At 57.3% G+C, this 323-nt stretch carries 1 protein-coding gene; it reads left to right on the top strand.

Annotated elements, in window-relative coordinates; genetic code table 11:
• Positions 1–323: aldo/keto reductase (locus P0D96_RS48560; protein ID WP_408321515.1), on the top strand; the 323-nt coding region annotated here is incomplete at both ends.

The raw sequence follows: 323 nt of genomic DNA, 5'->3' as shown, positions 1-323 counted from the left end.
CCGGATGCCCTGCGTCGCGCCCTTGACGCCAGCCTCGCAAAGCTCGGTGTCGACTACGTTGACCTGTACATGGTGCATTGGCCGTCGCGTGACATGGACCTCGGCGCCGTCATGGAAACAATGCAAGGCTTTCTGCAGAACGGCACCGTTCGCTCAATCGGTGTGTGCAATTTCAACGTGACGATGCTGCGAAAAGCCATCGAGGAAATCGGTGCACCCATCGCCTGCCACCAGATTGAATACCACGCGTTTCTAGACCAGTCGAAGATGCTGAACTACTTGCGCGAGAAAGGCATTCCACTTGTCGCCTATGCCCCGCTTGC

The sequence above is a fragment of the Paraburkholderia sp. RL17-347-BIC-D genome (assembly GCF_046027915.1).
GTDB lineage: Bacteria > Pseudomonadota > Gammaproteobacteria > Burkholderiales > Burkholderiaceae > Paraburkholderia.
The sequence above is the reverse complement of the archived record's forward strand: the minus strand, read 5'-3'. Positions and strand labels throughout refer to the sequence as shown.